The organism is Nonomuraea sp. NPDC050643 (assembly GCF_040654715.1).
In the GTDB taxonomy this organism is placed as follows: Bacteria; Actinomycetota; Actinomycetes; order Streptosporangiales; family Streptosporangiaceae; genus Nonomuraea.
Map to the genome: position 1 here is coordinate 134,947 of NZ_JBFAIM010000004.1, position 20,572 is coordinate 155,518.

19 protein-coding genes are annotated in these 20,572 nt (G+C 72.4%); 10 read left to right on the top strand and 9 right to left on the bottom strand.

Annotated elements, in window-relative coordinates:
- The 5 genes from AB0I15_RS06540 to AB0I15_RS06560 are packed head-to-tail and all read right to left on the bottom strand — an operon-like array spanning position 1 to position 4,916.
- The gene (locus AB0I15_RS06540) at positions 1-1,086 is read right to left on the bottom strand and encodes a histidine kinase (protein WP_358091086.1); all 1,086 of its coding nucleotides are present in this window, start codon (positions 1,084-1,086) and stop codon (positions 1-3) included.
- An 8-nt stretch (positions 1,087-1,094) separates the two neighbouring features.
- A complete protein-coding gene (locus tag AB0I15_RS06545) occupies positions 1,095-1,814 on the bottom strand; it encodes an ABC transporter permease (RefSeq protein WP_358091088.1) in 720 nt (239 codons plus the stop codon).
- On the bottom strand, positions 1,811-2,749 hold the full coding sequence (locus tag AB0I15_RS06550) for an ABC transporter ATP-binding protein (protein ID WP_358091090.1): 939 nt from the start codon (positions 2,747-2,749) through the stop codon (positions 1,811-1,813). The genes AB0I15_RS06545 and AB0I15_RS06550 overlap by 4 nt, the downstream gene beginning before the upstream one ends.
- A gap of 45 nt (positions 2,750-2,794) precedes the next feature.
- Positions 2,795-3,481 carry an alpha/beta hydrolase gene (locus AB0I15_RS06555; protein ID WP_358091091.1) on the bottom strand — a complete coding sequence of 229 codons (687 nt, stop codon included), beginning with the start codon at positions 3,479-3,481 and terminating at the stop codon, positions 2,795-2,797.
- Positions 3,482-3,494: 13 nt separating this feature from the next.
- The gene (locus tag AB0I15_RS06560; protein WP_358091093.1) at positions 3,495-4,916 is read right to left on the bottom strand and encodes a PLP-dependent aminotransferase family protein; all 1,422 of its coding nucleotides are present in this window, start codon (positions 4,914-4,916) and stop codon (positions 3,495-3,497) included.
- 59 nt (positions 4,917-4,975) lie between these two features.
- Between AB0I15_RS06560 and AB0I15_RS06565 the strand changes: the two genes are divergently transcribed.
- Together AB0I15_RS06565 and AB0I15_RS06570 are read left to right on the top strand one after the other, a co-directional pair.
- Complete coding sequence (locus AB0I15_RS06565; protein WP_358091095.1) at positions 4,976-6,148, top strand: aminotransferase class I/II-fold pyridoxal phosphate-dependent enzyme; 1,173 nt, start codon at positions 4,976-4,978, stop codon at positions 6,146-6,148.
- 41 nt (positions 6,149-6,189) lie between these two features.
- Complete coding sequence (locus tag AB0I15_RS06570) at positions 6,190-7,224, top strand: pyridoxal-phosphate dependent enzyme (protein ID WP_358091097.1); 1,035 nt, start codon at positions 6,190-6,192, stop codon at positions 7,222-7,224.
- Between the two features lie 148 nt (positions 7,225-7,372).
- Here the strand turns inward: AB0I15_RS06570 and panB are convergent, their stop codons facing one another.
- Positions 7,373-8,206, bottom strand: a complete 834-nt coding sequence (panB, locus tag AB0I15_RS06575; RefSeq protein WP_358091099.1) for a 3-methyl-2-oxobutanoate hydroxymethyltransferase — start codon at positions 8,204-8,206, stop codon at positions 7,373-7,375.
- Between the two features lie 134 nt (positions 8,207-8,340).
- Here panB and AB0I15_RS06580 point away from each other — a divergent pair, with 134 nt between their 5' ends.
- The 6 genes from AB0I15_RS06580 to AB0I15_RS06605 all read left to right on the top strand — a co-directional run bounded on the left by AB0I15_RS06580 (position 8,341) and on the right by AB0I15_RS06605 (position 16,018).
- A complete protein-coding gene (locus tag AB0I15_RS06580; protein ID WP_358091101.1) occupies positions 8,341-9,615 on the top strand; it encodes an MFS transporter in 1,275 nt (424 codons plus the stop codon).
- Positions 9,616-9,766: 151 nt separating this feature from the next.
- Positions 9,767-11,317 carry an MFS transporter gene (locus AB0I15_RS06585; protein ID WP_358091102.1) on the top strand — a complete coding sequence of 517 codons (1,551 nt, stop codon included), beginning with the start codon at positions 9,767-9,769 and terminating at the stop codon, positions 11,315-11,317.
- 7 nt (positions 11,318-11,324) lie between these two features.
- On the top strand, positions 11,325-11,927 hold the full coding sequence (locus tag AB0I15_RS06590) for a TetR/AcrR family transcriptional regulator (RefSeq protein WP_358091104.1): 603 nt from the start codon (positions 11,325-11,327) through the stop codon (positions 11,925-11,927).
- A gap of 457 nt (positions 11,928-12,384) precedes the next feature.
- On the top strand, positions 12,385-14,352 hold the full coding sequence (locus tag AB0I15_RS06595) for a right-handed parallel beta-helix repeat-containing protein (RefSeq protein WP_358091105.1): 1,968 nt from the start codon (positions 12,385-12,387) through the stop codon (positions 14,350-14,352).
- Positions 14,349-14,771, top strand: coding sequence for a hypothetical protein (locus AB0I15_RS06600; protein ID WP_358091107.1), 423 nt, complete (start codon positions 14,349-14,351; stop codon positions 14,769-14,771). Before AB0I15_RS06595 ends, AB0I15_RS06600 begins: the two co-directional genes overlap by 4 nt.
- Complete coding sequence (locus AB0I15_RS06605; RefSeq protein ID WP_358091108.1) at positions 14,768-16,018, top strand: hypothetical protein; 1,251 nt, start codon at positions 14,768-14,770, stop codon at positions 16,016-16,018. Before AB0I15_RS06600 ends, AB0I15_RS06605 begins: the two co-directional genes overlap by 4 nt.
- Before the next feature lie 7 nt (positions 16,019-16,025).
- On the opposite strand, the gene AB0I15_RS06610 is transcribed toward AB0I15_RS06605, so the two are convergent.
- Both AB0I15_RS06610 and AB0I15_RS06615 read right to left on the bottom strand, forming a co-directional pair.
- Positions 16,026-16,799, bottom strand: coding sequence for an ABC transporter permease (locus AB0I15_RS06610; RefSeq protein WP_358091110.1), 774 nt, complete (start codon positions 16,797-16,799; stop codon positions 16,026-16,028).
- Positions 16,796-17,734: an ATP-binding cassette domain-containing protein gene (locus AB0I15_RS06615; protein ID WP_358091112.1), complete on the bottom strand. Its 939-nt coding sequence runs from the start codon at positions 17,732-17,734 to the stop codon at positions 16,796-16,798. The genes AB0I15_RS06610 and AB0I15_RS06615 overlap by 4 nt, the downstream gene beginning before the upstream one ends.
- Before the next feature lie 48 nt (positions 17,735-17,782).
- On the opposite strand from AB0I15_RS06615, the gene AB0I15_RS06620 reads away from it, so the two are divergent.
- Positions 17,783-18,529: a TetR/AcrR family transcriptional regulator gene (locus tag AB0I15_RS06620; protein WP_358091114.1), complete on the top strand. Its 747-nt coding sequence runs from the start codon at positions 17,783-17,785 to the stop codon at positions 18,527-18,529.
- Here the strand turns inward: AB0I15_RS06620 and AB0I15_RS06625 are convergent.
- Positions 18,524-19,801 (bottom strand): hypothetical protein, encoded by a 1,278-nt coding sequence (locus tag AB0I15_RS06625; protein WP_358091116.1) that lies wholly within the window; start codon positions 19,799-19,801, stop codon positions 18,524-18,526. The two genes, AB0I15_RS06620 and AB0I15_RS06625, sit on opposite strands and share 6 nt — an antisense overlap.
- A 73-nt stretch (positions 19,802-19,874) precedes the next feature.
- Here AB0I15_RS06625 and AB0I15_RS06630 point away from each other — a divergent pair, with 73 nt between their 5' ends.
- Positions 19,875-20,549, top strand: coding sequence for a TetR/AcrR family transcriptional regulator (locus AB0I15_RS06630; RefSeq protein ID WP_358091118.1), 675 nt, complete (start codon positions 19,875-19,877; stop codon positions 20,547-20,549).
- Positions 20,550-20,572: the final 23 nt, after the last annotated feature.

Sequence of the window (20,572 nt, forward strand, 5' to 3'; positions counted from 1 at the left end):
TCATGCGGCGACCTCGACGGCGAGGAGGTAGCCGCCGGCGCCTGTCGGGGCGGCGGTGCAGGAGCCGCCCGCGTGGGCCGCCCGCTCGGCCAGGCCGGTGAGGCCGCCGCCGGTGGGGCCCGGCTCGGGCGGCGCGCCGTCGTTGGCGACCTCCAGGCGCAGCGCGCCCGCGTGCAGGGACGTGGTGATCGTGCACGTGGTGGCCCGGCTGTGGCGCAGGACGTTGGTGACCGCCTCGCGTACGGCCCAGGCCAGCGCCTCCTCCGAACGCCCCGGCAGCGCCACGTCGGCCAGGTGCGCCTGGACGCCGACGCCCGACGACTCCAGCAGCGCCACCGCCCGGTCCACCTCGCCGGCCAGCGACATCGCCCGGTAGCCCCTGGCCACCTGCCGTACGTCCTGGGCCGCCTCCCTGGCCACCTGCACCACCTCGCCCATCTCGGTGCGAGCCTGACCGGGGTCGCGCTCGATCAGGCGGGTGGCCAGGTCGCCCTTGAGCGCGATCGCGGTGAGGCTGCGGCCCAGGCCGTCGTGCAGGTCGCGGGAGATCCGCAGCCGCTCCTTCAGCACCGCCGCGTCCGCCAGCTCGGTCCTGGCCTGCTCCAGGTCGTCGGCCACGCGTACGAGCCGGACCAGCGCGTAGATCAGGGCGCCCGTCGTGGGCACGGTGACCACGTAGAAGCCGGTGACCACGGCCAGGTCGGCGCCCAGCCACAGCCCGAGGCCCTCGTACAGCATCATCAGCCCGACCAGGGCGCCGCCCCGGCCCAGGGGCAGGAACACCAGCAGCGTTCCGGCCAGCATCGGCGCCGACACCGCCGACATGCCGCTGGGCAGCAGGAAGTCGGGCAGATAGGTGGCGACCGCCTGCAGCACGAGCGTGAGGGGGAAGCGGGACGGGCGCTCACCGCGCAGCGCGGCCCGCAGGTTGACGTGGTGGGTGGCGACGACCGCGAGCACCGCCAGCAGGGCCGCCGCTCCGTAGACGGCGCCGAACCGGAAGTAGAGCAGGGCGAGCACCGTGTACGCGAGCGAGACCGCCGTGATCAGGCCACTCGCGAGCCGCCGGACGGAGAAGGACACCACAGCGACGATTATGACCTGCGCGGTTCCCAGCGGAACCACAGCCTGATGGCCACCAGCCCGGCCACCCCCCAGGCTGCCAGGACGGCGAAGGGCATGGCGAGGTCGCCCGTCTTGACGGCGTTCACCACGGCGGTGGTGGGCAGCAGGTCCAGCGCCGGCACCAGCCAGGAGGGCAGCGGGATGGGCCCCATCGCTCCCGCCGAGACACCGGCCACCAGGAACACCGGCATGGTGAACGCGGCGGACAGCTCGGCGCGCGGGATCGCGGCGGTGTAGGCGGCCCCGAGCAGCGACAGCACGGCCGAGCCCGCGACCGTGACGGCCGCGTACGCCAGTGGGTCCGCCGGCAGGGGCACGCCGGCGACGAACCGCACGGCCACCGTGCACAGCACGATCAAGGCCAGTGTCTGCGTGGCCGTGCCGGCGATCTGGCCGGTGAGGATCTGCCCGTCGGTCAGCCGGCTCGCGCGCAGTCGCTTGAGCACGAGCTGGTCGCGGCGGCTGGTGAGGGCCACGGTGATGTTCATGAACGCGGTGATCGACAGCAGCAGCGCGATCGTGCTCTGGAAGATCGAGGTGGCGGCGGCGACGCCGTCCGGCATGACCTGCCGCATCAGCGCCGGCATCCCCACGGCCAGGCCGACCGGTGTGACCACCGAGCCGAACAGCATGGCCCTGTCGCGCCAGAACAGGCGGGTCCCGAGACGATAGGTGGCGGTCAGGCTCATCGGGGCTTCATCTCCGTGCGGGCGGTCAGGCTCATCGGGGGATCATCTCCATGAAATCGGGGGCTCATCTCCATGAAGAGGTCTTCCAGGGTGGCGGTGCGGACCTCCAGGCCCGCCAGGCGCAGGCCGCGCTCGGCCGCCCAGGTCAGCAGCGTCTGCGCGGCCAGGTCGGGGTCCTCGGCGCGGCAGGTCGCGCGCCCGCCCTCGACGGTGACCGGCAGCGGCAGGCCGGCGGGGTCCACGTCCGTGGGCAGCAGGAACGACACCCGCCCGCTGCGCGCCGCCAGCGTCTCGGCCATCCCGCCGGAGGCCACGATGCGGCCCTTGTCCATGATCGCCATCGCGGAGGCCAGGCGCTGGGCCTCGTCCAGGTAGTGCGTGGTCAGCAGGATCGTGGTGCCCCGCTCGGCCAGGTCGCGGACGACGGCCCAGGTGGCGGCGCGCCCCTCGGGGTCCATGCCGGTGGTCGGCTCGTCCAGGAACAGCACGTCGGGGCGGCCCAGCAGGGCCAGCGCCAGGTCGAGCCGGCGTTTCTCGCCGCCGGAGAGCTGGCGTACGCGGGTGCCCGATCTGGCCGTCAGCCCGGCCAGGTCGAGCGCCTCGTCGCGGGGGCGGGGGGCGGCGGTGAAGTCGCGCCAGGTGTCGACGGTCTGGGCGACCGTCAGGTCAGGGAAGAAGCCGGCCTCTTGGAGCATGATGCCGGTACGCCGGCGTACGGTCGCGCGGTCGGCGTACGGGTCGAGCCCGAGCACCCGTACGGTGCCGCCGCCGGCCCGCTGGAAGCCGGCCAGCACCTCGATCGTGGTGGTCTTGCCCGCGCCGTTACGGCCGAGCAGCGCGAATATCTCTCCCTGGGCCACCTCGAACGAGATGCCCCTCACCGCCTGGAACCCCTGATGGCTCTTGTGGAGCCCGTTCACTTCGATCGCCGTCATGCGCTCCACTGTCGCGGGCCGCGATCGCGCCGGACAGTGAGGAATTCACGACTTCCTGGACGACTTCAGCAGCGCGTCGGTGACGCCCTCGGGATCGACGAGCTGGTGCAGGTGCAGGCCGGGCACCCGGGTCACGGGCCAGCCCCGGCGGCGCGCCTCGTCGGCGACCTCGTCGTACGGGGGGCCGAACCACAGGAACGAGCACCTGACCTCGTCCCACCCGGCGGGCACGGGAATGGGCTGGGTGTAGTAGTCGAGCGGCAGCCGCGGCTGCTCGGCCGCCACCCGCACGCGTACGGCGGGATCGGGCAGCATGGCCACCACGTCCTCCTCGTCCCACCAGTCGGTCCAGCGCGGCAGCACGCCGTCGGGGCCGGCCAGGTCGCGCAGGAACGGCAGGAACCCCTCCTCGGCCGTCTTGACCAGCCCCTCGCGGGGCGGGACATGGGCGTCGGCGAACACGGCCGCCACCACCCGGTCACCCAGCCCTTCCTTGATCACCGGCAGGAAGAACCCGGCGTTGCTGTGCGCGGCGAGCACGACGGGGGTGTCAGGGGTGGCGTCGCGCACCGCCGCCACCACCCTCGGCCAGTACGGCGCCCCGCCCGCCGACACGCCGGTCAGGTCGGGGACCACGGCGGCGTGCCCGCGGCGCTCCAGCGACTCGGCCACCGCGGCCCACGTCGAGGGCCCGACGGATGGGCTGTGCACGAGTACGAAGGTCGTCTCCATGGCTCCCACACTGTCAGACGATCAGGGTGTGACGGGAGACCGCGCGACCGGCTCCGTTATAAGAGGCCCAGGCCGCGGCCAGGTTGTTCACCGCCCGCGAAAGCTCCTCCTCCGGGAACAGGAAGTGCAGCCGCATCCGGTCGGCGTGGCCGCCCAGGGGGTCGAACGAGCGGCCGGGCGGCACGGCGACCCCGTGTCTGAGCGCCACCTGGGAGAAGGAGTCGACGTCGCCGCGCGGGACGCGTACCCAGATGGTCTGGCCGCCGAGGGCGGGCTCGAACGACCAGGACGGCAGGCGGGCCCGCAGTTCGGCGCACAGGTGGTCGTGCCGCGCGCGGAGCGTGCGGACCCGGGCGGCGCGCACCTCGTCCAGGCGGCGCAGCAGCGCGGCGGAGGCGAACTGGCTGAACACCTCGCCCCCGAGGTCGTGCACGGCGCGCAGCCGCGCCAGCCGGGAGATCAGCGGGGCCGCCGCGCGGATCCAGCCCACCCGCAGGCCGCCCCAGACCAGCTTGCTCATCGAGCCGACCGTGATGACGTGCTCACCCCGCCCGAAGGCGGCCAGCGGCGGCGGCGTCTCGCCGGAGAAGCACAGCTCGGCGCGTACTTCGTCGTCGATGAGCGGCACGTCGTGCTCGGCGGCCAGCGTGGCCAGCCGCCGGCGCGCCGGGTTGTCCATGATGGCGCCGTCCGGGTTACGCGCGGTCGGGACGAAGTAGGCCAGCGCGGGACGCCGGCGGAGGTCCTCGATGCCCGCCGCGGGCTTGACGACGGCCGCCGCGTGCCTGAACACCTCCAGCGCCCCCGGATACGTCGGCGTCTCGGTCAGCACCGCGTCGCCCGGGGCCAGCAGCAGGGAGGCGAGCAGGGTGAGCGCCTGCTGGGCGCCCGTGGTCACGATGATCTCGTCGGGTGTGGTCGGCAGGCCGCGCCCGGTGTAGTAGGCGGCCAGCGCGGTCCGGAGCGCCATCACGCCCGCCGGCTGGTAGCCCAGGTCGTGCGCGCCGGCCAGGTGGGCACCGGCCTCCGCGTACGCCTCGAACATCGCGGCCGGCGGGTCGTGCGGGGCGGCGCACGTCAGGAGCTGCACGCCGTCCGGCGGGTGCAGGATGTGCTGCAGCAGCGGGTTGGCCGGGACGCCGTCGGCCGTGCGGGTGGCGGGCAGGTCGAGCGCGGCGACCCTGGTGCCGCTGCCCTGGCGGCGTACGAGCCGGCCCTCCTGCTGGAGCAGGTCGTACGCGGCCACCACCGTGCCGCGGCCCACCGCCAGCCGCCGGGCGAGCACCCGGTCGGGGGGAAGCTGCTCGTCGGGCGGGAGCACGCCGTCGTCGATCAGCGCGCGCAACCGGGCCGCGAGCAGCAGATACAGCGGCCCGCGGCCCGACGCCCACCGGCCCAGCAGATCGACGAGGTCGTCGAGATTGGCCCCATTCATGGACCAATTCTGCCGCATTGGCTCTGACGTCCGGCCCGTTCGCGGGTGATCCTGGAGTCATGAACGATTTCCGCCCCGAGACGCGGGCCGTGCACCTGCCGCAGCCGACCATCGAGGGCAGCCGTCCGATCACCGTGCCCATCTACCAGACCTCGGGCTTCGTCTTCGACGACCCCGCCGTGATGGCCGACGCGATGGGACGCTCCGACGGGGCGTTCGTGTACGGGCGCTACACCAACCCCACCGTCCGCTCCCTGGAACTGGCCGTCTCCGGGCTGGAGGGCGGCGCGGCGGCGATCGCCACCGGGTCGGGGATGGGCGCGATCAACACCGTCCTGCTCGGCCTGCTCAAGCCCGGCGACCACCTGATCGCCCAGAGGTCCCTGTACGGGGGGACCGCCGCCATGATCAACGAGCTGGTGGGCAGGTTCGGGATCACGGTCACGTACGTGCCCGAGCACGACCCCGCCGCCCTGGCCGACGCCGTTCGCCCCGAGACCCGGCTCGTCTACCTGGAGACGATCAGCAACCCGATGACGCTGGTGGCCGACCTGCCCGGCATGTGCGCGGCGGCCCGCGAGCTGGGGATCCTGACCGTGGTGGACAACACGTTCGCCACGCCCATGCTGTGCCGGCCCATCGAGCACGGGGCGGACATCGTCCTTCACTCCACCACCAAATACCTGTCCGGGCACACCGACGTGGTGGGCGGGCTCGCGGTCTTCGCCGACGCCGCGCTGCACGAGAAGGTGTGGCACTTCGCGATCGAGCTGGGGGCGTCGGCGGACCCGTTCGCGGCCTGGCTGACGCTGCGCGGGCTGCAGACGCTCGCGCTGCGCGTCGAACGCCACTGCTCCAACGCCCGCCTCCTGGCCACCCGGCTGGCCGAGCACCCCGCCGTCACGGCCGTGCACTGGCCGGGGCTGGCCTCGCATCCCTCGTACGCGCTGGCGGGCAAACTGCTGCCGGACTTCGGCGGGGTGTTCGCGTTCGACCTGGCCGGCGGGCGGACGGCGGGGGAGCGGTTCATGAGTTCCGTACGCCTGGCGCTGCTCGCCCCCTCGCTGGGCGGCGTCGAGACGCTCATCCTGCACCCGGCCACCACCTCGCACCGCGCGCTCAGCCCCGAGGAGCTGCGGCGCAGCGGCATCGGCGAGGGCACCGTGCGCATCGCGGTGGGCATCGAGCACCCCGAGGACCTGTGGGCCGACGTGTCCCAGGCCCTGGCATAGCCTTCGATGATGATGCCCGGTCGTTTCGAGGGGGACATTCCGTGACTGGTTATGACGACGTTCTGGTGGCCGCCGAGAGGATTCGCGGGCACGTGCTCCGCACGCCGGTGCTCGAGATCTCACCCGGGCTGTTCTTCAAACTGGAGCTGCTCCAGCACTCGGGGTCGTTCAAGGTGCGGGGGGCGTTCAACCGCATCCTGTCGGCCGGCGAGGTGCCGGAGCCCGGGGTGATCGCCGCCAGCGGCGGGAACCACGGGCTGGCCGTGGCCTTCGCGGCGCGGGCGCTGGGGGTGCGGGCCGAGATCTTCGTGCCCGAGGTGACGAGCGCGGTCAAGGTGGCGGGGCTGGAGGCGCTGGGGGCGCACATCACGCAGACCGGCGCCATCTACTCGGAGGCGGCCGAGGCCGCCGCCAAGCGGGCGGCGGAGACCGGGGCCTTGACCGTCCACGCCTATGACCAGGGTGAGGTGGTGGCCGGGCAGGGCACCACCGGGCTGGAGATCATGGAGCAGACCGGTGGCGTGGACACCGTCGTGGCGGCGGTCGGCGGCGGGGGGTTCGCGGCCGGGATCACGGTGGGCACGTCAGCGGGTTCCGCGAGCGCCGGTGGTGAGGCGGCGTCCCGTTCGGTTGCCGGTTCCGGCGGGGCATCTGATGGCGCTTTCGACGGATCCGCCGCCGGCGTCGGCGGGGTTGCGGGCCGGGCGGGCGGGCCGCGGATCGTCGCCGTGGAGCCCGAGCGGATTCCCACGCTGCGCCGGGCGCTCGAGGCGGGCAGGCCGGTGCCGGTGGAGGTCTCCGGCGTGGCGGCCGACGCCCTGGGGGCCACGCAACTCGGCGGGCTGGCCTTCGAGATCCTGTCCGGGCCGCGGGTGGAGAGCGTGCTGGTGAGCGACGAGGCGATCGTGGCGGCCCGGCGTACGCTCTGGGAGCGGCACCGGGTGGCCGCCGAGCCCGCCGGTTCGGCCGCCTACGCGGCGCTGCTGTCGGGGGCGTACACGCCGGCTCTGGGAGAGCGGGTGGCCGTGGTGGTGTGCGGCTCCAACACCGACCCCGCCACCCTGATCACCGGCTGAGCCCACCGGCTGAGCCCACCGGCTGAGCCCGCCGGCTGAGCTCACCGCCTGAGCCCGCCGCCGGCGTCCCACCGGGCACGCCGGGCCGGTGGGCTGCCGGCGGATCCTGAGCGGTCCGCCGGTGGCCCCACCGGCCCGGTGGCTCCCCTTAGCGGTAGGTGTGCTCAGGGGCGGGGAAGGCGCCGGTGGTCACGTCGTCGGCGAAGGCGCGGACGGCGCGGTCCATGTCGGCGGCCAGGTCCGCGTAGCGCTTGACGAACTTGGCCGGGTGCGGGGTGAGGCCCATGAGATCCTGCCAGACCAGGACCTGGGCGTCCGTCGCCGCGCCCGCGCCGATGCCGATCGTCGGGATCGCCAGCGACGTGGTCACCCGCTGCGCCAGGTCGGCCGGTACGCACTCGAGCACCACCGAGAACGCCCCGGCCCGTTCCAGGTCCTTCGCGTCCGCCATGAGCTCGTCACCCGACTGCCCCCGCCCTTGTACGCGGTAGCCGCCCATGACGTTGACCGACTGCGGGGTCAGGCCGAGGTGCGCCATGACCGGGACGCCCGCCGAGACCAGGGCCTCGACCTGCGGCAGGACCCGGCGGCCGCCCTCGAGCTTGACCGCGTGCGCGCCCGCCTCCTTCATGAAGCGCGCCGCCGACTCCAGCGCCTGCGCGGGCGAGCCCTGGTAGGAGCCGAACGGCAGGTCGGCGACCACGAGGGCCCGCGACGAGCCGCGTACGACGGCGGCCGTGAGCGGCAGGAGATCGTCGACCGTGACCGGGAGCGTGGAGTCGTAGCCGTAGACGACCATGGCCGCCGAGTCGCCCACCAGCAGGACCGGGATGCCCGCCGCGTCGAACACCTTCGCCGTCATCGCGTCGTAGGCGGTGACCATGGGCCACCGCTCTCCGCGCTCCTTGGCGGCGGTGAGGTCGCGGACGGTGACGCGGCGCCCGGACACGCCGCCGTACAGGGTGGTGGTGGAAGAGGACATGGGTGAACCCTCCTGGAACGTCTCGAGGCGCCCCAGTGGCGTCCCCGGACTCCTCCGATGATGTCACGGGCGAAAAACCAGTACGAAACTGTCGGTGCCTCTTGTCAGAATCAGTGCGGAGGTAACGAACTACCATGGCTCTCGATCCTTACCGGCGCCTGTTCAGGATTCCGGGCGTCCCCACCCTGCTGGTGGTGGGGCTGCTGGCCCGCGTCCCGTCCACGGCCACGGGCATGGCGCTGACACTGCACGTGGCCGAGATGATGGACCTGGGCTACGCGCTCGCCGGTCTGGTCACGATGGCCAGCACGGTGGGCATGGCGATCGGGTCCCCGCTGTCGGGAAGGTTCGTGGACAAATACGGGCTGCGTCCCGTCCTCACCGTGACGACCGTGGCGCAGGCGGCGTTCTGGGCGTGCGCGTGGGCGCTGCCGTTCCCCGCCCTGCTCGCGGCGGCGGCGCTGGCGGGGTTGCTGGCGCTGCCGGTGTTCAGCGTGACGCGGCAGTGCCTGGCCGCCATGGTGCCGGTCGAGCAGCGGCGCAGCGGGTTCGCGCTCGACTCGATGCTGGTCGAGTTGTCCTATATGACGGGTCCCGCGCTCGCGGTGGCCGGCATCACGATGCTCGGCAGCGGCACCACGATGATCGTCATCTGCGCCGGCATGACGGCGGCGGGCGTGGGCCTGATCGTGCTCAACCCGCCCACCCGGTCGGTCGCGGAGCTGGAGGAGCGGGCGGTGCGGGTGCCCAGGCGCCAGTGGCTCACCCCGGCGTTCGTGGCGCTGCTCGGCACTGCGGCGGCGGCCACGTTCGTCCTCACCGCGTCCGAGCTGGCGCTGGTCGCGACCATGAGCCGCGCGGGCCAGACCGAGTGGGTCGGTCTCGCCGTGGCCATCTGGTGCGTCTACTCGCTCGTCGGCGGGTTCGTGTACGGCGGGCTGTCGCGGGGCGCGTCGCCCCTGACGCTGATCGCCGCGATGGGCCTGCTCACGATCCCCGTCGGGCTGGCCGGGGGCGGCTGGCACTGGCTGGTCCTGGCGCTCCTGCCGGCCGGGCTGCTGTGCGCGCCGTCGCTGTCGTCCACGGTGGAGGCCCTCAGCCGCTGGGTGCCCGGTGCCGCCCGGGGCGAGGCGATGGGCTTCCACGGCACGGCGCTGCTGATCGGCGGCGCCGCCTCCGCGCCGATCGCGGGGGCCGTGATCGACGGCAGCGGGCCGGAGTGGGCGTTCGTGGTGGCGGGGCTGGTGGGCGTCCTCATGGTGGTGGTGGCCCTGCCGTTCTGGCGCCGCCGCCCCTCGGTGCCGCCGGCCGTGCCCTCCCTGTCCCTGGTGCCTTCCGCGCCCGGCGAGGGATCGGGCGCGGTGCCGGAGGCCGTGGTGGGGGTCGCCTCGCCTTCCTCCCGGGAGTGAGCGGGGGCCTCTCCCGGGGGTGAAGGCCAGGTTGACGGCGGGGTGGGAGAGTTCACACGGAGTTTACGAAACGGGACCGTTGCGTATCGGAATAGCTTGCGATACGGTGTCGTTGCGAAACTCAGACGTATCGAAATTAAGGATGTCTCCCATGGACCCGAACTCAGGACATCCACGCCGATGGGGGATCCTCGGCGTGCTGGTGTTCAGCCTCTTGGCGGTCGTGCTCGACAACACCATCCTCAACGTGGCCATGAAGACCATCGCCGACGAGACGGTCGGCCTGGGCGCCACGCAGAGTGAGCTGGAATGGGCGATCAACTCCTACACGCTGGTGTTCGCCGGTTTGTTGTTCACCTTCGGTGTGATCGGTGACCGAACAGGGCGCAAGCGGATGTTGTTCATCGGCATGGCGCTGTTCGGGCTGGCCTCGCTGGCGAGTGCGTACTCGCAGGACCCGATGCAACTGATCCTGGCCAGGGCGGCCATGGGGATCGGCGGGGCGGCGATCATGCCCGCGACGCTGGCGATCATCTCCAATATCTTCCCACCCGGCGAGCGCGGCAAGGCGATCGGGGTCTGGGCCGGTGGTGTCGGGCTGGCCGTGGCGATCGGGCCGATCACCGGCGGGCTGCTGATCGAGCACTTCTGGTGGGGCTCGGTCTTCCTGATCAACGTGCCGATCGTGATCGTCAGCATGATCCTGATCTCCACCATCGTGCCCGAGTCGCGCGACCCGAAGCCCTCCAAGCTCGACCCCGTCGGCGTGGTGCTGTCGATCATCGGCCTCGTGGCCATCGTGTACGGCATCATCCGCGGCGGCGAGCTGGCCACCGTGGCGAGCGCCGAGGTGCTCGTGCCGACGCTGCTCGGCGTGGCGGTGCTGGGCCTGTTCGTGTGGTGGGAGCGGCGCATCGACCACCCGGTCTTCGACGTGCGCAGCTTCACCAACGTCCGCTTCAGCTCGGCCATCGGCATGATGGGCATCGTCTTCTTCGCGATGATGGGCGGGATGTTCTTCCTGACGTTCTACCTGCAGATCGTCCTGGGGTTCACGCCGATCCAGGCGGGCGCGCTGATGATCCCGTTCGCCGCCGCGCAGCTCATCTTCGCGCCGCTCAGCCAGCGGGTGAACGAGCGGTTCGGCGCCAAGCTGTCGGCCACCGTCAGCATGTCCGTGGTGACGTTGGCGCTGGGCAGCTACGCGCTGATGGACCAGAACACGCCGATCCTGCTCATCGAGGTCATCTTCTTCGTCCAGGGCGCCGCCATGGCCAACATCATGCCGCCCGCGACCACCGCCATCATGGAGTCGCTGCCCAGGGAGAAGGCCGGTGTCGGCTCGGCCATGAGCAACACCGTGCGCCAGGTGGCCGGCGCGCTCGGCGTGGCGGTGCTCGGCTCGGTGCTGTCGTCCAGCTACCGGGGCGAGATCGCGCCGGCGCTGGCGGGGCTGCCCGCGGGTGAGCAGCACGCGGCCGGTGAGTCGATCATGGCCACGATGGGCGTCGTCCAGAAGCTGGGCGAGCAGGGTCAGGCGCTGGTCAAGCCCGCGTTCGACGCGTTCGTCAACGGCATGCACGTCACGGCGCTGGTGTCGGCGGTGATCGGCCTGCTCGGCATCGCGGTGGTGGCCAGGTGGATGCCCGGGAAGCCACGCCCGGTCAAGCATGTGGAACAGAAGGAACCGGCTGTAGTGTGAGGCCGCGATGACGATCCAGGATTCAGGGACCGCCCGCCCGGCGGGGCGCCCGCGCAGTGAGAAGGCAGAGAAGGCGATCATCGAGGCCACCCTCGATCTGATCGGCGAGGGCATGGGCGTCTCCGAGCTGTCCATCGAGGCGATCGCCTCGAAGGCGGGCGTCGGCAAGACGACGATCTACCGGCGCTGGTCCAACAAGGAGGACCTGGTCGTCGACGCCCTCTCCACGCTCAAGGCGCCGCTGCCGCCGCTCACCGGCACCTCGGTGCGCGACGATCTGATCAGCCTGCTCGAGGCCATGCGCCAGGAGTCGGGCGAGGTCCGCAGCCGGTGCGTGATGAACATCGCGATGAGCGAGGCCGACCGCTACCCCCGGCTGATGGAGCGCTTCGTCAAGCGCGCCATCGAGCCCCGCAGGCTGGCGATGCGCGACGTGATCGAGCGCGGCATCGGCTCCGGCGAGCTCAGGCCGGACCTGGACGTCGACATGGGCATGGCCCTCATCTCCGGGGCCATGCTCTGGCACACCAAGTGGGGCCCCGCCGGAGACCTGGCGGCCGATCTGCCCGAACGCGTCGTTGACGCGGCCCTGGCCGGAATGGCCCCCTGACGATTCCCGATCGAATGGAGAACGCCACGATATCGGCGGCACCCCTCACGGAGGCGGGCACGACGCCGCCTCCGTGAGGCCTTTTCCGGCGTCGTCATCGCCGGGCCATTCGGCCTAGGCAGAACGTGAGCGTTGTTCTAGTCTCGCGGCCATGCCCCCCATGCGAAAATTCGCGTTGATCGTCATGCTCGCGGTGGGTCTGCTGTTACCCGGCGGCGCCGCCCTGGCCCACGAGGAGCGCCCGGTCACGCTTCCCGACGGCACGGGTACGGTGCCGGCGCTGCGGACAGGAGAACCAGACCTGCTGGTCTGTAAGTCCGATAAAGCCGACTTCAGACGTCGAATCGCGAATTTTCCGGCGGCGCTCAAGCGCCGCAACCTTGACCTTTTCGCGAAATGTCAGCAAAAAGGTACGAGGAACGTACAAGAAGCGGTTGATCAGGTTGATCGGCCCGAAATGACGATCGCCATCCTTCCCGGACTTTACCGGGAAGAACCCAGCCAATCCGCCCCCACCGGCGAGTGCGCCCATCTTCTCGCCCGCTGGTCGGACTGGGGTTACCAGATCCTCAGCTTCGACCAGCAGCGGCAGTGCCCCCACAACCAGAACCTCGTCGCGATCCTCGGCAAACGGGACCTGCAGATCGAGGGCACCGGCGCCGGCCCCTTGGACGTCGTCATCGACGCCGAGTACCGCAAGCTCAACGCCATCCGCGCCGACCGGGCCGACGGCGTCTACTTCAGAAACTTCACCGCCCAGCGCACCACGTTCAACTCCCTGTACGTCCTCGAGACCGACGGCTTCGTCATCGACCGCGTCCTCACCCGCTGGAACGACGAGTACGGCTTCCTCACCTTCGCCAGCGACCACGGCCTCTACACCGACTGCGAGGCGTACGGCAACGGCGACGGCGGCCTCTACCCCGGCAGCGCCGCCGACCTGAACGAGGGCAGAGGCCACGACGTCACCCGGTACGCCATCGAGATCCGCCGCTGCAGGAGCCACGACAACGCCCTCGGCTACTCGGGCACGGCCGGCGACTCGGTCTGGGCGCACGACAACGAGTTCTACGACAACATGGTCGGCGCCACGATGGACAGCCTCTGGCCCTCCCACCCCGGCCTGCCGCAGAACCACGCCAGGTTCGAGAACAACAAGATCTACGACAACAACCGCGACTACTACCGCCACACCCGCGACGGCACCTGCGCCAAACCCCCGGCCGAGCGCGGCTACGAGCGGGGCGTGGTGTGCTCGCAGGTGGGCGTGCCGCCGGGCACGGGCGTCATCGTCGCGGGCGGCAACCACAACGTGTTCAAGGACAACTGGATCTGGGGGCACGGGCGGGCGGGATTCCAGCTTTTCGGGGTGCCCGCCTTCATCAGGGGCGAGGACGACCTGGCCAAGCAGGCCGACACGTCCAACCACAACCGCTACGAGGGCAACGTGTTCGGCGTGAGCCCCACCGGGGAGCAGCGGCCCAACGGGCTGAACGTGTGGTGGGACGGGCAGGGCACCGGCAACTGCTGGCAGGGGGACACCGGCACGTCCTCACCCGCCGTGCTGCCGGTCTGCGCGGCCACGGCGCCGGCGCTGTCGGGCGGTACGGACCGGCTGCTGGCCGAGCCGGTCAAGCTGATCAAGCTCTACCTGTGCGCCGACTTCAGCGCCGGACAGGCCCGCCTGCCGGCCGGGTGCGACTGGTTCGGGGCGTCGGGGTTCGGCACGGTGGAGAGCCGGCTCGCGCTGGGGGGTTCGCTGGTGCTGGGGCTGCTGGCAGTGCTGTTCTGGTGGCGTTCGCGGCGGGCCGCACGGCTGCACCTCGGCGCCGGTGACGGGCTGCGGCTGGATCGGCACGCCGGAATCCAGCGTGAGGAGCACGCCGTAACCCAGCGGGAGGAGAGCGTGGACGGCGGCGCGGGTGCGGGTGCCGGCGGGCGAGAGGTGCGGTTGCGGATCGGTGGGTCGCTGGCGTGGGGGATGCGGTTCGGGACCGGGAATCCGTCCGGGAACGGGGTCGCGCCCGTGGTGGCGGCGATCGTCCTGCGGCGGCATCGGCTCATCGTGGTCGCGACCCTCTCGGCGCTGGTCGGGCTCACCCTCGACGTCGTGGCCGCCACCGCCGGAAACCCGGCGCAGGCCGGGGTGGCGTTGCTGCTCATGGGCGTGTGGTGGCTGTGCCTGGGGGCGGCGCTGCGGGCCAGGCGGCCGGTGTTCGGCTGGTTCACGGTCGGGGTGGGTCTCCTGGCCTGCCTGGACGCGTTCGATCGGCTGGTGTACCTGATTCCGGTCGTTCCGCTCGGGCCCGGCTGGGTGCGGGGGCTGGTCACGGGGGTCTGGGTGTTGTGCGCGGTCGTGGTGCTGGCGCCCGGGCGCAGCCGTACGGTGGCGGAGCGGCCCGCCGAGGCGGAGGTGCCCGCGTGAGAGCGGTCCGCACGCTGGTGTGCGGGCCGGTGTTCGTGCCGGTGTTCGTGCCGGTGTCCGTGCTGGTGTTCGTGGTGGTCGCCGGGTGCGGGCCGCTGTCGGCCACCCATCGTGACCCCGGCAACGGCCACGAGGTGGCGACGGGGACGCCGAGCGGGCAGGCGGAGGTCGCGATCACGATCGCCCGTGGCCGGGTGAGCCCGCCCCCGGGGTGGCTGGAGGTGGGCCGGGGGCAGCGGGTCGGCATCACCGTCACCAGCGACGTGGCCGACGAGGTGCACGTCCACGGGTACGACCTCGCCGCCGGGCTGCGCCCCGGCGTGCCCGCGACCCTGCGGTTCACGGCGGACCTGACGGGCGTGTTCGAGGTGGAGACCCACGGGAGCGAGCTCGTCCTGACCCAGCTTGCCGTCCGATGACCCCGGACAGGGGCGAGGCCGGTTCGCCGGCGGTGATGGTGCTGGCGCATGGCGTCGGGGAGCGGGGGGATCTGCCGATTCCGATGTTCTACGCCTACGCGGGCGCGTTCGCGGCGCTCGTCGTGTCGTTCCTGGCGCTCGGCCTGCTCTGGGCCGACTCCCGCTTCCGCGGCGACCGGGCGGGACGGGTGGTCGCCGTGCGGGTGCCCGCCCGGCCGGCACGCGTCGTGGCCCTGGTGGCCGCCGTCCACACCCTCGGCTGGCTCGTCCTCGGGCCGGTCACGGGCAACGCGGGCCCGTACCTCGTGTACGTGCTCTTCTGGGTGGGCCTGGTGCCCGCGTCGCTGCTGCTCGGGCCGGTGTGGCGGGCGGCGAACCCGTTCCGGCTGCTGCCGGACCGGGCGCGCCGCACGTACCCGCGACGGCTCGGGTACCACCCCGCCGCCGCAGGGCTGCTCGCGTTCACCTGGATGGAGCTGGCCGCCCCCGAACCCGCCGCCCCGCTCACCCTGCTGATCTTCTTCGGCCTGTACGCCGCCGCCCAGCTCGCCGGCACCCTCCGGTACGGCCACGCCTGGCTCGAACGAGGCGACCCGTTCGAGGTGTACTCGACCCTGATCGGTCACCTGTCCCCGCTCGGCAGGCGGGCGGACGGCACCCGCGTGCTGCGCAACCCCTTCGACGGCCTCGACGCCGTCCGGCCCGCCCCCGGCCTGGCCGCCACGGTCTGCGTGCTGCTCGGCAGCACCGCCTACGACGGCTTCTCCACCACGCCGGCCTGGGTGGACGCCCTGCAGTCCGGCCCGCTCGGCCGCGTGGGACTGGGCACCCTGGGCCTGCTGGCGGCCGTGGCCGGGGTGGCGCTCCTGTACGCGGCCTGCCTCGGCGCGGCCGGGCTGATCGGCGGCACGAGCGGGCTGAGCGGCCGCTTCGCCCACTCGCTGGTGCCGATCGCCGTCGGCTACCTCATCGCGCACTACTTCTCGCTGCTGGTCATCGAGGGCCGGCACGCGATCATCCTGGCCCTGGGCCTGGACGCCGGGGTGGACCGCGACGTCCTCTCCCCGGCGGCCATCGCCACGGTGCAGGTGCTGGCCATCGTGCTCGGCCACGTCGCCGGCGTGGTGGCCGCCCACGACCGCTCGGTCCGGCTGTTGCCGCCCGCCCGCGCGGTCGCGGGTCAGATCCCGCTGTTCGTGCTGATGATCTGCTACACGACCGGCGGCCTGACACTCCTGCTCGCCTGAGCCGCCGTCACGCCGCCGTCCTGCGCCGGAACAGCAGTGCCGCGACCGGGAGGCTGAGCACGATCACGCCCGTGAGCCACGCCGCCGCCACCGCTCCCGACGAGCCCATGGGCTGGTCGAGCAGCAGCGCGCGCAGCGTCTCGATGATCGGTGTGGCCGGCTGGTTGTGGGCGAAGTCCCGCAGCACGCCCGGCATGGTCTCGGCCGGGACGATCCCGTCCGACACGTACGGCAGGAACAGCACGGCGAAGCTGAACGCCCCGGCCGCCTGGGTGGACTTGACCAGCAGCCCCCAGAGCGCCGCGAGCGAGGACATCGCCAGCACGTAGCCCGTGACCACGGCCAGCACCAGCGCCCAGTCGGCGGGCGAGGCGTCGGGACGGAAGCCGAGCAGGAGCGCGGCGGCCAGCGCGATGGCCGACGACCCCACGTTCTTGACCACGGAGGCCAGGACATGGCCGGCGGGCACCACCCAGCCGCCGATGGGCAGCGTGCGGAAGCGGTCGATCATGCCTCCGGTCATGTCCTCGGCGATGGTGACGGCGGTGAGCGCGGCGCCGTACCCGCCGGACATGAGCAGGACGGCGGGCACGACGAAGTCGACGTACGCCAGGCCGCTCGACCCGGTCGTGATCGCGCCGCCGAACACGTACACGAAGATGATCATGATGATCACGGGCAGGGCCGTGTTCACGATGAGGCCGTCCAGGACGCGCAGGTCGCGGCGCAGGTCGCGGACGACGAGACGGCGCAGGTCGCCCGCGGCGGTCAGGGCGCTCATGCCGCGGCCGCCGTGAGCTCGAAGAAGACGTCGTCCAGCGTGGGGGTGCGCAGCTCCACGTGCTCGACGCCGATGTCCGCCCGGTGCAGCAGGTCGAGCGCGCGGCGCAGGTGGTCGGGATCCTGGACGGCGAGCGTGAGCTCCCGCCCGTCCACGGCGGCGCCGCCCAGCACGGCGTCCGCGCGCGGCACGTCCCCGGCCCGCGACAGGCGCAGCACCAGCCGCTCCGCGCCGACCTGCCGCTTGAGTGCGGCGGGGGAGTCGTCGGCGGCGACCCGCCCCTCGTTGATCACCACGACCCGGTCGGCGAGCTGGTCGGCCTCCTCCAGATATTGCGTGGTGAGCAGGATGGTGGTGCCGGAGCCGAGCAACTCCCTGATCACCGCCCACAACTCGGCCCGGCTGCGCGGGTCGAGGCCGGTGGTGGGCTCGTCGAGGAAGAGGATCGGCGGCGCCGAGACCATGCTGGCCGCCAGGTCGAGGCGGCGGCGCATCCCGCCGGAGTAGGTCTCGGCCCGGCGGTCGGCCGCGCCGGTGAGGTCGAAGCGGTCGAGCAGTTCGCCGGCCCGCCGCCGCGCCTGGCGGGAGCCCAGATGATAGAGGCCGGCGAACAGCTCCAGGTTCTCCCGCCCGGTCAGCAGCCCGTCCACGGTGGCCTGCTGGGAGGTCAGCCCGATGGTACGCCGTACCGCGACGCCCGCACGCATGACGTCGTGCCCGCCCACGGTGGCGGTGCCGCCGTCCGGGGCGAGCAGGGTGGTCAGGATGCGCACGGTCGTGGTCTTGCCCGAGCCGTTGGGGCCGAGCAGCGCCAGTAAAGAGCCGGTGGGCACGGTCAGGTCGATCCCGGCCAGCACCCGCGTGCCGCCGAACGACTTCGTCAGCCCCCGTGCCAGAATCGCATCTGTGAATGCCTTACTGTGTATGACGTTCATAGTTTTAACATAATGCAGAATCCTAGGAGCGAGTCAAGGAGGAGTTCGATGGCGCAGGAGCGGTCACTGCCGCCCGTGGTGGGGCGGTTGTGGGGGCGCGAGCCCGTGTCGCGCAGGGGGCCGCGGCCACGGCTCGACCTGGCCACCATCACCGCCGCCGCCATCGAGATCGCCGACACCGAGGGCCTGGCCGGGGTCTCGATGGGCAGCGTGGCCTCGAAGGTGGGCGTGGCGGCGACGGCGCTCTACCGCTACATCGGCAGCAAGGAAGACCTGCTCACGCTGATGGCCGACGCCGTGGCCCCCTTGCCGCCCGAGCCGGGAGACCTGCCCTGGCGCGACTACCTGGCACTGTGGACCAGGGCGCATCGCGACATCGTGCTCGAACACGCCTGGCTGCTGTCGATCACCCAGTACACCCCGCCCTTGGGTCCGCGGCGGCTGCTGTGGCTCGACCGGGCGCTGGCCGCGCTGGCCGGCACCGGTCTCGACGACGGCGAGAAGATCAACGTGGCCAGCACGCTGACCGGCTACGCGCTGACCGACGCGGCCCTCGTGAACGCCATGGGCGCGGGCGACCCGCAATACCAGGAGGCCGGGATCGAGAGCGCCTCCGACTACGGGGAGGTGCTGGCCGAGGTCCTCGACCCCGCCGACTACCCCGCCCTGTCGGCCGCCGTGCGCTCCGGCGCGCTCTTCGGCGCCGAGGGCTGGGTCGACGACGGCGACTTCCGCTTCGGCCTCGACCTGCTGCTCGACGGCGTCGAGCAACTCATCGCGCGGCGAGCCCTATGAGGCGCCCGGCGCGCCCTGGTGTGATGGGTCCTGGTGTGATGGGTCCTGGTGTGGTGGGGGCTGGTGTGGCAGGTTTTGGTGGGGTCGCACGTCGGCGGGGAGCAGTGCTTCGGTGAGCAGCCGCCGCGCCCGCTCGGGGCCGGTCACCCAGGGCCGCAGCAGCTCCCATCCATGGAAATATCCGAAGATGTACGGGCTCATCGGCGACGGCTTGAGCAGCCCCAGCGCGAGCGCGGCCTCCTCCTCGCCGTAGAGCGCCCACCGCCTCAGGTACGCGGCCGTCTCCGCCTCACCCCGCCCCTCGTCGGCCAGGAACGCCGCGTTGCCCCAGACACCCCACAGCACGTTCCTGGCGTGGTGGATCGCCCCGAAGTCGCCCCCGCCGGGCCGGATGCCGGTCTCGGGAAAGATGTTCGCGTTCAGCCACTCCTGCGCCTCGTCCCCGGGGAACAGCAGCTCCTCGGCGAGCAGCCCGAGCCCTTCGCTGAGCACGAACGACGGCGACGGCATGAACCGCACCTGCTGGCCCTCGACCTGACCCTCGACCTGACCCTCGACCTGGCCCCCGCCTCGGCCCCCGAGCCGGCTCCCGAGGCGCAGCTCCTTGAGCATCGACTCGGCGATGTGTCCTGGATGGCCCTCGTGGGCCACGAGATACAGCAGATCGGCCAGGTTGAAGGGGATCGCCCTGTTGATGTGGATCGTGGACTTCAAGCCGCCCTCGTACTCGCCCGCCCCATGGAACGCCACCCCCTCCACCAGCCGGCACTCCACGACCTCGTCGGGCAGCTCGATGATGGCCGCGGCCGTACGCGCCCGCGTCTCGGCCACCGCCTTGTCCACCAGGGCGGGCAGCCGCTCGATGGGCTCCAGCGTGTGGGCCGCCTGCCAGGCCCGCAGCCGCTCGCCCGGCGAGCCCGGCGTCCTCGGCAGGGCGGCGTCCAGCTCCGCGTGGGCCCGCTCGAACACCGCCTCCGGCACCCACCGGGGCTCCAGCCCCAGGCACTCCCGCCCGTACTCGGCCAGTGGCAGCCGCTCACCGCCCAGGCGGCGGGCGACGGCGCGCATCGCGCGTACCTGGGCGGCCAGGTACACGGACGGCGCCTCGGCCAGCAGCCGCTCCGCCTCATCGGCCAGCGCGCCGGGCACCGCGGGCGGCTCCGCCTCCACCCGCGCGCTCCACTCCGCCGGACCCCGGTAGATGAGCATGGGCCCGCCGAGCCGGTTGATCCGCAGCGCCAGCATCGCGTGGTCCCGCTGCCAGTCCGTCATGACTCCTCCTCCTTCGGGATGGCTCCTTCGAGGTGGCTCAAGCTAGCCGTACGGTTTTCCGTACACTGCACGGGTGACCATCTGGTTCCGCGAGGACGAGCGCCCGCGCAGGCCCCGCCTGTCGCGCGAGCGCATCGTCGAGGCCGCCGTCGCCCTGCTCGACGCCGAAGGGGCGGCCGGGTTCTCCATGCGCGCCCTGGCGGCGCGGCTGCGGGCGGGCACGATGTCGCTCTACGAGTACGTCCAGAGCAAGGAGGACGTACTCGACCTGGCCCTGGACGAGGTGATCGGCGAGATCGAGCCCGCGGGCCCCGGCCCGTGGCGCGAGACCCTGATCGCCCAGCTCACGTCGAGCCGGGCCGTCATGCGCCGCCACCCCTGGGTGCCCGCGCTCACCGCCACCCGCCCCCTGCTCGGCCCGAACGCCCTCGCCCGCTCCGGCCTGTTCTACGCGGCCCTCGCCGGGGCCGGTCTGAGCGGCCCCACCCTCACCGCCGCCGTCGGCACGCTGTCCTCCTACGTCAACGGCTTCGTCGCCGCCGAGAACACCTGGTGGGACACCGTACGCACGCCCGCGGCCGACGCCGAGATCCGCGGCAGGGTCGTCCGCCACCTGGAGGCGCACGTGGCCGAGCTGGCCCGCCACTCCCAGGTGGACGACGGCGACTTCGACACCCAATTCCTGCTCGGGCTCGACCTCGTCCTCGACGGCATCGCCACCCGCCTGCGACCTGAGTCGGACGGCTGAGCACGCCGGGTTCAGCCTCAGGA

Bases quoted from the DNA above. Each gene is read 5' to 3' on its own strand.
- AB0I15_RS06545 (WP_358091088.1), bottom strand. From the start codon at position 1,814: ATGAGCCTGACCGCCACCTATCGTCTCGGGACCCGCCTGTTCTGGCGC.
- AB0I15_RS06550 (WP_358091090.1), bottom strand. From the start codon at position 2,749: ATGACGGCGATCGAAGTGAACGGGCTCCACAAGAGCCATCAGGGGTTC.
- AB0I15_RS06555 (WP_358091091.1), bottom strand. From the start codon at position 3,481: ATGGAGACGACCTTCGTACTCGTGCACAGCCCATCCGTCGGGCCCTCG.
- AB0I15_RS06560 (WP_358091093.1), bottom strand. From the start codon at position 4,916: ATGAATGGGGCCAATCTCGACGACCTCGTCGATCTGCTGGGCCGGTGG.
- AB0I15_RS06565 (WP_358091095.1), top strand. From the start codon at position 4,976: ATGAACGATTTCCGCCCCGAGACGCGGGCCGTGCACCTGCCGCAGCCG.
- panB (WP_358091099.1), bottom strand. From the start codon at position 8,206: ATGTCCTCTTCCACCACCACCCTGTACGGCGGCGTGTCCGGGCGCCGC.
- AB0I15_RS06580 (WP_358091101.1), top strand. From the start codon at position 8,341: ATGGCTCTCGATCCTTACCGGCGCCTGTTCAGGATTCCGGGCGTCCCC.
- AB0I15_RS06585 (WP_358091102.1), top strand. From the start codon at position 9,767: ATGGACCCGAACTCAGGACATCCACGCCGATGGGGGATCCTCGGCGTG.
- AB0I15_RS06590 (WP_358091104.1), top strand. From the start codon at position 11,325: ATGACGATCCAGGATTCAGGGACCGCCCGCCCGGCGGGGCGCCCGCGC.
- AB0I15_RS06595 (WP_358091105.1), top strand. From the start codon at position 12,385: ATGACGATCGCCATCCTTCCCGGACTTTACCGGGAAGAACCCAGCCAA.
- AB0I15_RS06605 (WP_358091108.1), top strand. From the start codon at position 14,768: ATGACCCCGGACAGGGGCGAGGCCGGTTCGCCGGCGGTGATGGTGCTG.
- AB0I15_RS06610 (WP_358091110.1), bottom strand. From the start codon at position 16,799: ATGAGCGCCCTGACCGCCGCGGGCGACCTGCGCCGTCTCGTCGTCCGC.
- AB0I15_RS06615 (WP_358091112.1), bottom strand. From the start codon at position 17,734: ATGAACGTCATACACAGTAAGGCATTCACAGATGCGATTCTGGCACGG.
- AB0I15_RS06620 (WP_358091114.1), top strand. From the start codon at position 17,783: ATGGCGCAGGAGCGGTCACTGCCGCCCGTGGTGGGGCGGTTGTGGGGG.
- AB0I15_RS06625 (WP_358091116.1), bottom strand. From the start codon at position 19,801: ATGACGGACTGGCAGCGGGACCACGCGATGCTGGCGCTGCGGATCAAC.